The following is a 15,137-nucleotide window of genomic DNA, read 5'->3' as shown; positions in this document are numbered from 1 at the left end:
TGAAAAAATTATTGTTTATATGGATGTTCATAACCCTCAGCAAAGATCAAAAAACATGCGTGCCATTAAGTCTTCAGGAACAAAACCTGAACTTTTAATGGCAAAATCGCTTTGGTCAAGAGGTTACAGGTACCGAAAGAACAATAAATCAGTTTTTGGCAAACCTGATTTTACTTTTAAGAAACTTAAAGTGGCAATTTTTATTGACAGTGAATTTTTTCATGGAAAAGATTTTGCCACAAAAAAGAAACCAGCGACGAATTCTGAATTCTGGGAAAAAAAAATTCTGCGTAATATGGAAAGAGATCAGCAGGTAAACGAAAAATTAACTGATGAAGGATGGAAAATTCTGAGATTCTGGTCCAGGGAGGTCATTACAAATCTTGAAAAAGTTATCCTTGCTATAGAAACTATGCTTAAAGCCAATTAACCTTAGCATAAATATTCAGTCGTATTAAAACATCTGGAAAAGTGCAAAATAGTAAATAAACCCGATCTGAACAGCACTAAAAATAACTGCCTTTCTGGAAGAAGAATTTTAAAAATCTTTTTCGTAAGAAGAACAACACTTCGGAAGTAACCGCAATATAAACCATTTATGAAAAAAAATACGTCTCAGTCACTTCTAAGCCTGATAAACTCAATTCCAGTTGAAAAGTGGGATTACTATAATGGTATTGACAGGTTTAATAATATTACAAACCCATTTACTGAGTCGGTATCAGTATTTAATCATAAAAATTTTATTAAAAGATATTTTAAAAGAGGGGGAAAAATTAAAGTTCTTAAGACAACAGGAGTTTTTGTGGATCAGATCAGATTGCCAAATCATATTAATTCCGTGTTTTTTTTAGGAATTCTTTTTTATTATAATACTGATTTACACAAAAAATATAAGTTAGAAAATAACGACCCCGGCTATAGTACATTTCCATTTATCTGGTTTTTGATTGCTCTTTTCCATGATAATGCCTATCAGATGGAAATGGGAAACGCGCTTCAAGATGTAGTTTCTCTTGATGAATTAAAAAAACATTTCCAGATTGATCACTTTCTGTTAGATATAAATACAGTGGCAAACTGCAAACCTTTACAGGATTCAAGGGCAGATTATTTCACTTATAGAAAAGAAGTCTGGAAAGTTGCGGATCATGGAATAGTCGGAGGAATTTTGCTTTATGACAGACTTGTAAAAATAAGACGTGAAAAAAAACTGATTAATGAGGATAACTTATTCTGGGGTGAAAATTTAGAAAAGCAATACCTGCTTGCTGCCTGTGCCATTTCTTTACATAATATCTGGCTTCCGCAAAAAGGAATGGAACCCGTTTACGAAAAATACAATTTACATCAGTTAATTTCGTTCCAAAAAATAAAATTTGCTGATTTTCCTCTTTTCTATCTTTTAGCAATAGTAGATACTATTGAGCCGTTAAAAACCTACAGAGACGACAAATTCAGCGACCAGTACATTCTGGAAAACTTATATTTTGACTTTAAGTCCGAATCCGTTGAAGTTTCTTATAACGAACAGTCCAGCCTGGACTTTTGCAAAATGAAAGAGAAATTAAAATCCTTTGATAACTGGATTAATCTTGATATTAAAACATCCAAAAATAGTTTTGAACTAATATTTAAATAATAACAATGCAAGAAAACTATATTGCTTTAAAAAGTGTAAGTAATATGCTCGGGGAAAACTTTTTTATTCCGGCTTATCAGAGAGGTTACAGATGGACCAGCCAGCAGGTAGAGGATCTGTTAAACGATATAACAGAGTTTGTACCAAAAGAGATTCCGGATTCAGATAAGAAAACCTGGTATTGTTTACAGCCCATCATAGTAAAAAATATAAATAATCAATGGGACGTAATTGACGGGCAACAGCGATTAACCACTATTTATTTAATTCTGCATTATTTAAATCAGGGATATGCTGAAAACAGGAGAAAAACTTTATTCAAATTAGAATATGAAACCAGAGAAGGCTCTGCAGAATTTTTAAAGAACCACCTTTTTGAAGAAAAAATAGATAAGTCCAATATTGATTATTTTTTTATTTCTTCTGCCTACAATACCATCGCAAAATGGTTTGGCAAGCAGGATGAAAACTTTGATATAGGCCAGTTTGAGTCAAAATTTATGTTTTGCACAAAAGTAATCTGGTATGAGATTACTGATATGGATTCTATTGAAATGTTTACAAGAATCAATCTGGGAAAAATACGTCTTACCAACTCAGAGTTAATTAAAGCTTTATTTTTAAACAGCAAAAACTTTGGAGACAAGAATAAAGATAAAATTAAAATCAGGTTAAAACAGTTTGAAATTGCTGCTGAATGGGATAAAATGGAATATGCATTGCAAAATGAATCTTTCTGGTATTTTTTAAATAATAATGAAAGTGATTTTTCTACAAGGATAGAATACATATTTGAATTGATGTCTGATAAACCTGAAGATTCTGACGAACACTACACATTCAGATTTTTCAATGATATTTTTAAAAACAGAACTGAAAAAGAAATTTCAGATAACTGGCTGGCAGTAAAAAGATTTTACCAGACATTAGAAGAATGGTTTCAGGACAGAGAGCTTTATCACAAGATAGGTTTCCTGATAGCATCGGGTTCAGACCTGAAGGAAATTATCCGAAATAAAGATAAGAAAACAAAATCAGAGTATATTGAGTATATTAATCAAAGGATATCTGAAAAAGCAGACCGCAATATCGAAGAACTGGAATATAAGAACCTGCAGAGTGTAAGACGCATATTACTGCTCCATAATATACAGACAATGCTTAATAATACGCAGGAAACCAGCCGTTTTCCCTTTGACCGTTTCAAAAAGGAAAAATGGGATGTTGAACATATTTCAGCAATAGCCGAGGAAATGCCGAAAACAGAGCAGCATCAGAAAGACTGGCTTACACAGGCATCAAAACATATAAGAGACCTTCAGTTAACAGAAAAAATTAATACATACACTCCAGATCACTTTAAAGAAATATTTAGTGAAGTGCTGAATTACTTTAATGAACAAAATGTCCATGAGGACGTTAATGATATTTCGAATTTAGTTCTTCTGGATGCCAGTACAAACAGAAGCTATAAAAATGCTGTTTTTCCTGTAAAACGAAGTACTATTATAACCAGGGATAAACAGGGAATCTTTATTCCCGTCTGTACAAAAAATGTATTTATGAAATTCTATAATCCCGAGGTTATTCAGATGACATTCTGGAATGATTCGGATAGAAGTACCTATTTATCTGACATCATCAATACAATTAAAATTTATTCTTAAAAATTATACTGAATGAGCAATATTACAGAAACCTCTCAAAAACTAACCTTTCTTGAGTTAATTAAAAACACAAAGATTGAAATTCCGATAATCCAAAGAGATTATGCACAGGGAAGATCAGAGGAAAGTATTATAAGAAATAAAATCCTGACTACTTTTTATAATTCTATTCATAATAATAAAGATGTTGAATTAGATTTTATTTATGGTAATAAAGAGGATGAATTCCTGCAGCCACTGGATGGTCAGCAGCGGTTAACCACGCTGTTCTTGCTGCACTGGTATTTTGCCTGCAAAGAAACCACATCACATAATCTTAAAGATAAATTAAGCAATTTCACATATGAGACCCGTACAAGTTCCAGAGAATTTTGCGCTTCATTAATTCATATTGGTATTGATTTTAAAAAATTACTAAAATCAGATTACAGTGCTGCTTCTGAAAACAATGAGGTCTCGAAAACAATAATCAATTCCTCCTGGTTTTTTCTTTCGTGGAAAAAAGACCCGACAATAAAAGCAATGCTTGTGATGTTAGATGCAATACATCAGATGTTTATGCATACTGAAAATGGTCTGGAAAAATTAACAGAAGGAAAAATAAAATTCAATTATATCGAGCTGAAGAACTTTGGCTTATCAGACGATCTCTATATTAAAATGAATGCCCGAGGAAAAACACTTACTGCTTTCGAAAATTTTAAGGCTTTACTGGAACGAGCCGCATTACAAAACAACTGGGAATTACAAATTGAAAATCCCGTTGAAAAATTTTCTCATAAAATTGATACCACATGGACCAATTTATTCTGGCCCTACAGAAATAAAGACAACTTATTTGATACCATTTTCTTAAAGTTTATCAGTATTGTATTAATGACAACAAAAGAGGATAAAGATCTGATTCAGAAAATATTTAACAATTCTAATGAAATTGATGTTAACGACTTTGACCAAGATTCCTTTAATTATTTAAAATCTGTTCTGGATCTTTATCATGATGTAAAACCTGCAACTTTTGAATTTGATTTTCCTTTCTGGCAATACCTTGATAATAAGGATTCAAAAAACTTCTTTGAGGTAATTGTAAAAAAGGCTACTATAACATACCCACAGATAGTTCTTTTTTACGCACAGACAGAATTTCTTTTGAACAGAAACGAAAATACTACTTACAACTCTTTTAACGACTGGATGAGAGTGATCCGAAATATTGTCTACAATTCAACTATTGATAGTTCTGAAACATTTACGGGGGCTATTGCCCTGATAAAAGAATTAAAAAAGGGCTCTAACGATATTTACCTGTTCCTGAAAACACAGAAATTAACTTCGCGGTTTGCAGCATCGCAGACTCAGGAAGAAATTACAAAATCTTCAGTCATTCAGTTTACAGATAACAATAGAACTGTACTGTTTGAAACAGAAGACACTGATTTTTGCAGAGGCAGAATTAGTTTCGCTTTACATTGTACTGATTACAGTAATAATCCTGAGAAATTTGATGGCATTAAACTCAACAGAATAAAAGACGTATTTACAGAATACATTGACGATGAAGATATTTCGAATGATTTCCGAAGAGGGTTAATGACAATAGATGATAATCAATTTTACAACTATTGGTGGTCCTGGCTTCATGCAGTCAATGCACCAAAAAGGTGTTTAATAGCAAGTACGAATGATTTAAAAAATTTTGCATACCAGAATAATTTTAGAAAATATCTTAAAGAATTAATTATTCAGCTCACAGATCAAAATTTATCAGATATCATTAAGAATTATGAAATTCCGGAAAATATGCCCCGATGGAAACAAAGAATTATAAAAGAAGACCGGCTACTGGAATACAGCATTAAACATTACATAGCGATAAAAGATGACAATAGCTGCTGCTGGCTTATCCCTGGATCTAAAGTTGCAAATTCAAAGGAAGGGAAAGAGAAATGCCGAAAAATAAAATAATATTATTTCATTTCAAACAGAATTTACTCGATTACTATTGTGCTGTATGTTTAAATTGTTCTGGTAGTTTAACCACTTAAAGGAATAAATAAAACGTCTCTCATATCTAGTCCTATAAGTAATTTCAAATTAAATAATATATCCGTTCTACTAGAATTAATTCTATATTAGCAGTAATGAAAGCAGTTCATATTTTGGAACTATCAAAAAAATTAAAATTTCTACTGCTTTTACCAAGAATTTATATCTCTACGATCAGCATTTGTAAATTAATACATTAAAAATAATATATGCCAAATTACTATTGCGAATACTGTGGGACAAAAAGTTCCGGCATTGCAGGTCTGACTGCAAACTCCTGTCACCGTCACCCTGACGGAAAAGGAAAACATAAACTCTATGAAGGAACCGAAAAAACCCAGTATAGCTGTAAGTACTGCGGAACCTCTTCATCAACCATTTCAGCCCTTACCGGAAATTCCTGCCACAGACACCCAAATGGCACAGGAAAAGGAAAACACGTACCAGTACTATAAAAAAATAAAGAAATGAAATTCGATTTTTCAGAAATAGCAAACCTTAACGGTGTGACCAATGTCTACAACGATACTATTCCCGACGCCCTTCTTAAAAGTGCATTAGCGGATTTAAAATTACCAGATGATTCCGAAATAAATTACTTATGGAAGAAAAAGGGAAAGGCAGAAGCACTTGTTATAACACCTGCTTTTATTGCACTGGTAAATGAGAATAAGCAAGTAAGCAGGTTTGATTTCGATGAAATTTCACGTGCCTATTTTAGTCCTGATTCCTTTTTTTATCTTTATGATTTAAAAGGCGACAGATGTGCCACAATTCCTTCACGCTTTTTTGGACTGGAGTCAAAAAATGACCTTACAGCTATACACAGGGAAATCATCAAAGATTTTTTTAATGATAGGATCTCTTCAGGCCATTTCGCATATGATGTAGACAAATGCCTCGATATAGCCATAAATGAAATAACGGGATTATATGATTTCACAAAAGTAGCACAATTAGAAGAAAGTCAGAAACACGAATATGCTACAAAAATAATCTCCATTTATGATAATTTTATTGCCACACATGGTGATGAGATTATATATTATGCTTTAGAGTACTATTTAGTACTTGCCCTGTCTCTGAAAAACGAAAGTACCGAGGCATTAAAAATCGCAGACAATATTATAAATGACTCCGACGAGGATACTGATCTTGAATTTTGGTATTCTATTAAAGCTCACATTCATGATGATCTTAATCAGCTGTATAGTGCTATTATATATGCAAAAAAAGCACTTAAACTCAGTAAAACGACAGAGAGCAAATTAGAGCATAAAAAACAGATTTCTGAATTATCTGAGCGGTTTAATGCTGAATTTCTGGAAATGCATATTTCAGAAAGAAAAGTAATTCTTATTAGTGACGAATTAAAAGAAACACCTCCTGACACTTTCATTGTTCTGGATAAAAACAGTCTCCCAAAGGGCTTACTATTTGAAAATTCTTATGCAAAGAGTAATGAATTATATGTCGCACACCCTTTTATAAAGGGCTCTTATTTATCATTTTCAAATTTTGAGGCAGGTCTGTCAGCAGACCGTTTTGATGAGTTTTTCTACTTCGTCCAGTGTCTGGGTGCAAAAAAAATAACATACCGAATCGTAAAGGAAAACAGCTCCGGCAGGAACAAAAATAGCACTCTGGTCGCAGATTTATCTTTAGGTCTGGGAAAAGGACCTGTTAAAAATACAGGAAGTGCCGCCATGGAAAACGAAACCCGGTCTTCCGGTCAGGCAGAAACTTTAAATTCACGATCAAAAACGCAACTCTTTAATCCTGTAAAAGCACCATACATCCCCTGGGATCTGATCTGGTATCCCAATGAACTGACCTGGCACAGATTATACCAGCAAAGAGTCAGTGGTAATATACTGCAGCATCACGAGGTAATAAGTCTGAAGAATTCACTTGCACTGAGTGCATCTGAAAAAAATAATATAAAACTGGCTTTTAAAAACTTTTTTACAGATGCATCTGTAAATATTAATCAGCTTGTCGAAGAAAATTTTAATCAGAATGAATCTGTGGAATGGGAAATTGAAATTGAATTTGAATCTGTTGAAAATTTAACGGAGAATCATATCTCCCCAAATGCTGAGCAGCAGGTTTCCATAATTTCTGATGATGCAGAGAAAGAATACATGGACGAATTAAAACACATGCTCGAAGATGGTAATGAAATAAGTGACAGGGAGAGATCTTTTCTGGAAAGATTCAGAGAAAAAAAAGGAATCCTAAAAGACAGGGCTGATCAGTTAGAAAAGTCAATGATGGCCACCAGAAATTTAAGCAATAATGAGAAAGAATATCTCGAAGAATATCAGGAACTTTTAGCAGAAGGTGAAATCACTGAAAAAGAAAGAAGAATATTAAACAGGTTTGCCGCACGTTTAGGAATAGAAAATGAAAGGGCTCAGGAGCTTGAGAACAGCATAAAAAAATAATACTGTTCTGTAGCAGATTTACCCGCTGTTCAGATCTTTTGGACAGGACATGAAATCACTTAAAAAGAATAACAAATTTATCTGTTATAAAAAACCTCCGGACTGACAGTCTCAGGAGGTTTTTTTATTCTGGTGTGCAGTCAGACAATTATAATACCAGCTCTGCTGCCAGATACTTCTCCACTGCAGGCAGCCTTTCTGATTACTTTCTGATACTTCAGGTTTTATAATAATATAATGCATTTTCATTCGAAACGGACTAAAAGGGCAGCTAAGATAGTAGCGTCCTGATACCCCGTGCGCATAATGGACTGCGCTTCCCTTGCCCACCCTTCGGGACTTATAGCCCGTGATATCCAGCCACTACTGGTTTATTGCTTTCTTTTTTTCCGTTTTTTCTTTTGAAAATATTTTTTGGATAAGGAGAATTTAAAAAAGAATTCAGTAGTAACCCTTAAAACAAACCCTATGGAATCACAGGACGTATTACCAAAGATGGCATAAAGTCTTGTAATCCGCTCCATGGTCTTTGTCCATACCAGATTATATAACTGCTCGCGTGTAAAAGTGATCGTTTTCATAATATAGTAATATAAGAGCACTACAAACGAGACAATGCCAATTGATAGTATACAGCAAAAGAAAAAAATTATAAGGCGAAAACAAAAATACAGCTCAGCAGATCTCTCTTTTTGATTATTAAATCACATCCGCACTGTAGTAGTTATTTCGTAATTCGGTCCCCAGAATTTTCATTGCATTGGAGATATCAAGATTTATTTCTGCCAACAACTGGTTACTTTCCTTCCAGCCCTCCGTATGGGACACTTTAACCATTTTACTTGTTAATTTCCTGATTTCTTCCCGTACTTTCTCATCTTGAATCCGTTCCAGATACATCACTATATCCCTGATAGCATACAGCAGTTCATTACTGTTTTCCGCATTCAATATCCCTTGCTGCCACTGACCGCTGTCCTTCAGGTTTTGCATATCTTGAACGTGAAGTAAAGTTACCAGCCTAAGGGCTTTATAGGTGCTTTCTGAATTTTTAAATAATTATCGCGCTGGAATTCCCGAAAAATTTCCTGACGCTTGTAGATTTCAAGCTTGTTTTGTTTTCTGGAAACATTTCTTGTATTGATTATTGTAGTGAGTATAGTGGCAGAAGCTCCTACAACAGTGCCGATCAGGGTGCCGATAAAACCCCAAGTAAGTGGATCCATAGTGGAACGTTTTTAAATTTATATTCCTAAATAATTGATTAATGTATTTTAAAATGTCCAAGCCTTAGTTCATTGCAAAGTTCAATATTAAGCTTTATTACTCAAAATAAAAACACGTATTTATACTGATTTTTATTTCAAATCCTTTGCATAAATTTACCATACCACACTGAAAAACAAAAAGTTGCAACTTTACCCCTATAAACCTTTTAAACTTTGACAATATATTATTTGTAATAAATTTATCAACCTATCTAATGATATCCAATGGCTGCTACTGAGAAATCGATTATCAAAAGAATACTGGAAAAGGATGAGGAACTTAGGAAAGAAATTTTTCCAGAGGTTGTCCCTGAAATCGAAAATTTAACATTTAAAAATAGTGTGAATGAAAGTCTAAAGGGAACCTTAATTTCTCCCTTGAAATCCATAGTTACAGAGGAACACTCGGAAGAATCGATTATACTCTCACATCTCCGGCCGGTAATGTTAATTAGGGACAATAAAATTGTCCCTGAATTTTCAGGACCCGACAGTACGGTATGGAAAGAAAGACTCTTCGAAAAAAGCAGCATACTGGATCAGGTGATTCCGGCAATCGGCAGGATCGAAGTAAATAGAAATGCCGTTTACAAATGGGTTGGCACAGGATGGCTTGTAGATCATAATATCATCATTACCAACAGGCATGTAGCGCAGGTTTTCTGCAACAATAAAGATAAGTTTACTTTTAAAGCAGGGTATCCGGACGGGCTTCAATCCTCCCAGATCGATTTTCTTGAAGAAAGCAGCAGGAATGTAAGTCTGGAATACGAAATTGAAAATGTCATCTGGATATCAGAAAACACTCAGGATGATCCTGATGTAGCCTTTTTAAAAATAAGGATAAAACCAGGAGGGCCTGCTCTTCCCAAGCCGCTGTTACTGGCCGGGAAAATTTCAGAAGGAGAAGTTGTGGTAACTGTTGGCTATCCGGCAAGAGATCCAAATATACCTGATCAGGATCTGGTGCTGCGCATCTTTGGTAATGTCTATGATAAAAAAAGACTCGCCCCCGGCGAGATCACCAGTATCGACAGTACCACCATTACACATGACTGCTCTACGCTTGGAGGAAACTCAGGATCTCCGGTAATAGTCCTCAGCACCGGCGAAGTGGCCGGACTTCATTTTGCCGGTCTTTACATGAAAGAAAACTTTGCAGTGCCCGCTTCCAAAATCAGAGAACTTCTCGATAAGCTGCATCAGGGGACACTCCCACGGATGAATACCAATCAGCATCCGGCAAATGAATCTGAAAAAAGCATTCAAAATCCATCAGTAACTCCTAATTCTTTGCCTATGAAATCATATACCTTTGAAGTTAATATTCCCATTAAAGTCACTGTTGAAGTAGGAAATCCAGCGCTTCCCGGTCTTACTGCACCGCAATCCGATACTAAAGCCAGTTATGAGCAAGCGGTAGCGGCGGCAAAAGAAACCTTCTCAAATTATGCAGGCGTTATTGATGTGATTTCCGGATACCGGTTTAAACGTGGATGGATCACGGATGAAAAAGTAATTGTTGTTGAAGTAGAGGAAAAGAAAGATTTTCCACAGCTTAAGGCTTCGGGCACCGAACTGCTGCCACAGGAATTTTTAGGATACGGAATCGATGTGCGCACTGCCGGTCTCACCGAACAGCTTACTGCTCTGGGAGTAAATCTGTCACTTGTGGAAGAACTTCCAAGACCCGGATTATACCGTCCTCCTTCCGGTTTTGGGCTGCTACACATTACAGAGGAAATGGAAGCCATATTCCATGTTAGTCCTGATTCCGGATGGCCAAATCTCAAGAGCTTTATTGAAAGGACTAAGGAAACATTAACAGCCACGATATACGAATGGGAAGCAGAGCATATTAATAAAACCCTCTCGGACGCCATTACTGAAGAAAAAAAACTAAAGATGATTACCCAGAAGCCCGGTACCAAAGAAGCCGTTGAAGAGCTTAGTGGAAAACTCAAGGATAGATTTAAACATGTATGGGCATCTGTAGGCAGCAATAAAATCGTACCCACGGCCTACCATATAAAAGTGGCATCAAGAGATGATAAGGAATTCTGGCTCAGCAGTGGAAACTGGAAAAATTCCAATCAGGCGGATATTCACCCTGCCAAAGATAAATCGACTTCCATGACGCCTCTACTGACCAAAAATCGCGAATGGCATGCCATTATAGAAAACGTAAAACTCGCAACCATGTTCCGCCAATACATTGACTGGGACTTTGAAGAGGCCAAGCGCCTTCCCCTTGAAGAGGCTGTAACGGTACCTGAAATGTATTTCTTTGTTGCCCAGCCTGTCATTCCGATAGAGGAAGCAAAACAAGCTGCCAAATATTTCAATCCTCTGGAATTTAAAGGGATGCTGGATGTACAGGTACTGTTGACTCCCGACAGAAATGAAAGAAATGAATCTATTTTTCTAAGTACCGCAACAGAACTCATAGAAAGCGCAAAGCATACAATTGATATTGAAAACCAATCGTTCAATATGCTGAAAGAAAATGAAAGCCAGTTTGAAAGATTTTTTTCTGCAATTGTAAAACAACAGGAAAAAGGCATTAAAGTAAGAATAATATTCCGTGACCCGCGAGAATTTAATTTTAAGGAAGGCAGCGTCTCCTTACAGCGTCTGCTTGACAGGCTTAAAGATTTCGGCTTTGATACCGACAATATCAAGGTACAAAGGGCATGCCATACCAAAGCCATCATAATCGATTCTGAAGATAATCAAAATGCGGCAGTACTCTTTGGAAGCCACAACTTAACTACATCCGGTACGCTTTACAACAGAGATGCAAGCTTACTGGTAAGGAATCAGGTGGTTTCAAAATATTATCAGCAGATATTTGATTATGACTGGGAGAATCTGGCAAAACAGAATGCAGAAGAAACGACAGGCAAAATCATTATTGCTAAAGAAAATGAAACAGCTCCTGCAGGATTTGACAAAGTCTCCCTTAAGGAAATATTAGGACTTGTCTGAACCAATAGAAAATGTTGCATCACTCTAAAATAAAGAAAAGGTGCGCTTAAACGTCCCTTTTTTCTTTTTTATTTATTATTTAATTGTGACGGTATCAACCAAATCTGTCTGATTGATAAAAGCTCTTATAAAATCCTGCACTTCTTGCCTGCACTCTACAGGGGTCTCAAAAGAATTAATATGAAAATCATCATCCTGATCAGTATATGAATAATCTCAGTATAACTTTTAGAAATTAAGCTGCCTTTTAATTTAATTATTTCCTGCTGCTAGCGGCCGTTCAGCTCCTTACGAACCTGCAGTGTAACAGCTTTTTCCATTTTATAAATTTTAAATTAACACGAAAAGAAATCCATGATAAAATTAGAAAATAATTAGAGCTAGAAAATTACTTTAACACATGATCAAATTCTTTTTATCAAAAAAAGAATAAAAATAAAACCCTCCTCAATAGTTAGCATAAAATAGAAATTATTAATTGTTTTTCTAGTAGATTTTTATTTTTGATTAGATTATCTATCGCCTAAGCTATAAAACAGGTATTTTCACTTGAAAATACTAACACACAAGTAGTTACCTTTAACACAGGTTAATCATCCTCAACTTTATAGTACTTTGTTTATTATAAAATGGCAGGGTTGGTCTGGTAATTACTTACGGGAATATCCATTTTACTTCAATCATATGAAACGAGATACTCGAGATTATGTTTCTTCTATTCAGAAGCACATCCAAAGGAATTATAAAAGATGGTTCAGGACCTATTCGGGTTTACGTGGTGTGCACGTAGGCAAAAAGTATATTAAGGGCAAGCCAATAAATGAATATTCCGTTGTATTTCATGTGGATGTAAAAATAGGAGATGCTTCAAAGAAGGTCCCCAGTTATATTCGGGTTAATCATAATGGAGATAAAATCTTGGTCAGCACTGATGTTATTGAATCTGGCAAACTTGAGCTGCAGGGTATAAAGATGGGCGATACAGTAAAAAATGTAAATTCTACGATGGCAGGTACTATCTCAGTTTATATGCACGGAAATCATGGAATATATATATGCTCAAATATGCATGTACTGGCTCCTGGATTGCTAGGCCAAGGACAACTTTATTACGATATACGAAAAGAAAAAAATACACCCGAGCAGTTTATTGAATTCTACGATCAACAATCTAAATCGGAAGCCCGTCTTATGGTATCCAGATTTGATGGAATAGATTTTGGGATTGCTCAACTCAAGAATATTGGCGATATAATGGAAGATTTTAAAGGATACGGTCCAATGACTGGTTTCTTAACCTTGAACAACTCAAATTATAAATTGTTTAAAATGTTATTTAGCGGAAGGATATCGGGAGCAGCGAAACAATGCAAAATAATGGAGCTCGGTGCTATTAAAGAAACAGATTTTCAAGGCATCTTCCTGACCAATCTTATCAAACTCCAAAAATGTACTGATCATGGAGATTCAGGTGCTCCTTTATTTGATCTTAAGGGACGGCTCGCAGGGGTTATGGTTGGTTTTGACCAAGATTGGAGCTATGCCCTGCACATAAATGATATAATCAGATTTTTTCAATCAACTAAATTATAACTTATGAAAAATTTTACTATTTTATCTTTGTTTTTCTTTTTAAGCACTGGAATTTATGCGCAAAATTTTATGGTCAAAATTAATGGTCAAGAGTATGATGTAAATAATATTCCTCCCGACACAAAATTCTCAACTGAGGTAAAAACATTTGAAGTAAAAAAAATTGCTGTAGACAATCCAGCTAAAACTTTTACTATAAACAATAATTCTGTACCTCAAAGCTTTGCGACTGATGGTGCCTATCACAGTGTGACATTTCCAGCAGATATCCGTGGCAGTGCTACTGTTATAAATAACCAAGCTGGCCGTCAGGAAGTAGTTTTTCTTTTGGAAGCTCCTGAGACAATTACGCACACTAATGGAAATGTCAAAATTATCATGCCAGCGGATAAAAGCGCTACAGATTACATATTAAACAATCTTTTTAAAGGAATGATAAACCTAGTCGGAAAAACAGGGTTAAAACTTAAAGAAATCTCGAAAAATGAGTATAAAGGCCCCAACTATGTCCATGTGTTCTTTGATCAAAACGGTAATAGCCTGATACGGTCAATACCATTAGGAATAAGCAATTATAATTATGTAGTGCACGTTGTGTACATGGTTCCTGCCGATAATCCGCTTAATATTGAATATGGCTTTAATCAGGCAACGGCAGATCTTGATGAAGGGGTAACGATCCGTGGGGACGGAGACCTTAAAGGAAATGCGATTACTTTGGCTGGTGGTGAGACTGGGCAGACGGTTGTAAAAATGGAATGGCGCCACAAACAGGAACTACTAACTCCTTCGAGCTATGACATTACTTTTGATATTACCAGAAACAGTCTGCAATTTAAAAATGGCATCATGGAAACATTGGATCCAAAAGTAGTAGCTACAAGGGTTATTCGTATGAAACGCATTTATCATGGAAGCATAGATATTGGTGTAATAAAAACGAATCTAGAAGACCCAACATACAGCCTTACCGCATCTAGTACGGATGCAAGTCAAATGGTCGTAAAGAAAACAGATCAGGGTTCTCGAGTACTTGCCTCAGCAATGTATACTTTTTATCTCTCTCCAGTGATTTTGCTGGAAAAACTTTTCAGACCGGACCTTGTGAGAGATTATCAGATTGAGGGCAGAAGTTTTGTTGATGACCATCGTATTTATGAACGCATTTATCCAACTGTTGGGATAGGTCTGAGTAATCGTTTACTTGATAATATCTTTCTGGGTGGAAAATGGGAATTTATAAGAGGGGGATCATTATTTGTTGGTTATCATTGGGGAAAAGTCAATGTCTTTAGAGCGGTAGAAGATTTTGAATATGAAATCACTCCTATAACGCAGGCTGAGTTTAATCTCAAAACGGATACCGAGTGGCAGGGCGGCTTCTCGGCCGGATTAAATCTTGATCTGCGTATAATAACTAACCTGTTTAAAACAGGTACGAGCACGGCACAATAAAGAATTTAAAGTTTTTGTTGATAAATACAAA

Annotated in this window: 11 protein-coding genes; 9 read left to right on the top strand and 2 right to left on the bottom strand. The window is 35.4% G+C overall.

The genetic code is table 11. The features are described 5' to 3' along the window. Positions 1-19 precede the first annotated feature (19 nt). The 6 genes from B0A66_RS06025 to B0A66_RS06000 all read left to right on the top strand — a co-directional run bounded on the left by B0A66_RS06025 (position 20) and on the right by B0A66_RS06000 (position 7,802). Entirely contained in the window at positions 20-430 is a 411-nt protein-coding gene (locus B0A66_RS06025) for a very short patch repair endonuclease (protein ID WP_089048957.1), read from the top strand. A 168-nt stretch (positions 431-598) separates the two neighbouring features. Continuing rightward, positions 599-1,642: a hypothetical protein gene (locus tag B0A66_RS06020; protein WP_089048956.1), complete on the top strand. Its 1,044-nt coding sequence runs from the start codon at positions 599-601 to the stop codon at positions 1,640-1,642. A 5-nt stretch (positions 1,643-1,647) separates the two neighbouring features. Next, entirely contained in the window at positions 1,648-3,309 is a 1,662-nt protein-coding gene (locus B0A66_RS06015) for a DUF262 domain-containing protein (protein ID WP_089048955.1), read from the top strand. 12 nt (positions 3,310-3,321) lie between these two features. After that, positions 3,322-5,274, top strand: coding sequence for a GmrSD restriction endonuclease domain-containing protein (locus tag B0A66_RS06010; RefSeq protein WP_089048954.1), 1,953 nt, complete (start codon positions 3,322-3,324; stop codon positions 5,272-5,274). Positions 5,275-5,564: 290 nt separating this feature from the next. Then, positions 5,565-5,810 carry a hypothetical protein gene (locus B0A66_RS06005; protein ID WP_089048953.1) on the top strand — a complete coding sequence of 82 codons (246 nt, stop codon included), beginning with the start codon at positions 5,565-5,567 and terminating at the stop codon, positions 5,808-5,810. A 12-nt stretch (positions 5,811-5,822) separates the two neighbouring features. Further along, entirely contained in the window at positions 5,823-7,802 is a 1,980-nt protein-coding gene (locus B0A66_RS06000) for a hypothetical protein (protein ID WP_089048952.1), read from the top strand. A 699-nt stretch (positions 7,803-8,501) separates the two neighbouring features. Here B0A66_RS06000 and B0A66_RS05990 read toward each other — a convergent pair. Together B0A66_RS05990 and B0A66_RS05985 are read right to left on the bottom strand one after the other, a co-directional pair. After that, positions 8,502-8,795 (bottom strand): hypothetical protein, encoded by a 294-nt coding sequence (locus B0A66_RS05990; RefSeq protein ID WP_089048950.1) that lies wholly within the window; start codon positions 8,793-8,795, stop codon positions 8,502-8,504. Positions 8,796-8,815: 20 nt separating this feature from the next. Next, positions 8,816-9,028, bottom strand: coding sequence for a hypothetical protein (locus B0A66_RS05985; protein WP_089048949.1), 213 nt, complete (start codon positions 9,026-9,028; stop codon positions 8,816-8,818). 267 nt (positions 9,029-9,295) lie between these two features. On the opposite strand from B0A66_RS05985, the gene B0A66_RS05980 reads away from it, so the two are divergent. The 3 genes from B0A66_RS05980 to B0A66_RS05965 all read left to right on the top strand — a co-directional run bounded on the left by B0A66_RS05980 (position 9,296) and on the right by B0A66_RS05965 (position 15,106). Next, a complete protein-coding gene (locus B0A66_RS05980; protein WP_089048948.1) occupies positions 9,296-12,058 on the top strand; it encodes a phospholipase D-like domain-containing protein in 2,763 nt (920 codons plus the stop codon). A 684-nt stretch (positions 12,059-12,742) separates the two neighbouring features. Further along, positions 12,743-13,651 carry a hypothetical protein gene (locus B0A66_RS05970; protein WP_089048947.1) on the top strand — a complete coding sequence of 303 codons (909 nt, stop codon included), beginning with the start codon at positions 12,743-12,745 and terminating at the stop codon, positions 13,649-13,651. 3 nt (positions 13,652-13,654) lie between these two features. Then, positions 13,655-15,106: a hypothetical protein gene (locus B0A66_RS05965; RefSeq protein WP_089048946.1), complete on the top strand. Its 1,452-nt coding sequence runs from the start codon at positions 13,655-13,657 to the stop codon at positions 15,104-15,106. Positions 15,107-15,137: the final 31 nt, after the last annotated feature.

The organism is Flavobacterium hercynium, from assembly GCF_002217285.1.
Classification (GTDB): Bacteria; Bacteroidota; Bacteroidia; order Flavobacteriales; family Flavobacteriaceae; genus Flavobacterium; species Flavobacterium hercynium.
This window is presented reverse-complemented; position numbering and strand designations above follow the sequence as displayed.

Coding starts and splice junctions, on each gene's coding strand:
- B0A66_RS06020 (WP_089048956.1), top strand. CDS start 599: ATGAAAAAAAATACGTCTCAGTCACTTCTAAGCCTGATAAACTCAATT.
- B0A66_RS05965 (WP_089048946.1), top strand. CDS start 13,655: ATGAAAAATTTTACTATTTTATCTTTGTTTTTCTTTTTAAGCACTGGA.
- B0A66_RS05980 (WP_089048948.1), top strand. CDS start 9,296: ATGGCTGCTACTGAGAAATCGATTATCAAAAGAATACTGGAAAAGGAT.
- B0A66_RS06005 (WP_089048953.1), top strand. CDS start 5,565: ATGCCAAATTACTATTGCGAATACTGTGGGACAAAAAGTTCCGGCATT.
- B0A66_RS05985 (WP_089048949.1), bottom strand. CDS start 9,028: ATGGATCCACTTACTTGGGGTTTTATCGGCACCCTGATCGGCACTGTT.
- B0A66_RS06025 (WP_089048957.1), top strand. CDS start 20: ATGGATGTTCATAACCCTCAGCAAAGATCAAAAAACATGCGTGCCATT.
- B0A66_RS06000 (WP_089048952.1), top strand. CDS start 5,823: ATGAAATTCGATTTTTCAGAAATAGCAAACCTTAACGGTGTGACCAAT.
- B0A66_RS05970 (WP_089048947.1), top strand. CDS start 12,743: ATGAAACGAGATACTCGAGATTATGTTTCTTCTATTCAGAAGCACATC.
- B0A66_RS06010 (WP_089048954.1), top strand. CDS start 3,322: ATGAGCAATATTACAGAAACCTCTCAAAAACTAACCTTTCTTGAGTTA.
- B0A66_RS05990 (WP_089048950.1), bottom strand. CDS start 8,795: ATGCAAAACCTGAAGGACAGCGGTCAGTGGCAGCAAGGGATATTGAAT.
- B0A66_RS06015 (WP_089048955.1), top strand. CDS start 1,648: ATGCAAGAAAACTATATTGCTTTAAAAAGTGTAAGTAATATGCTCGGG.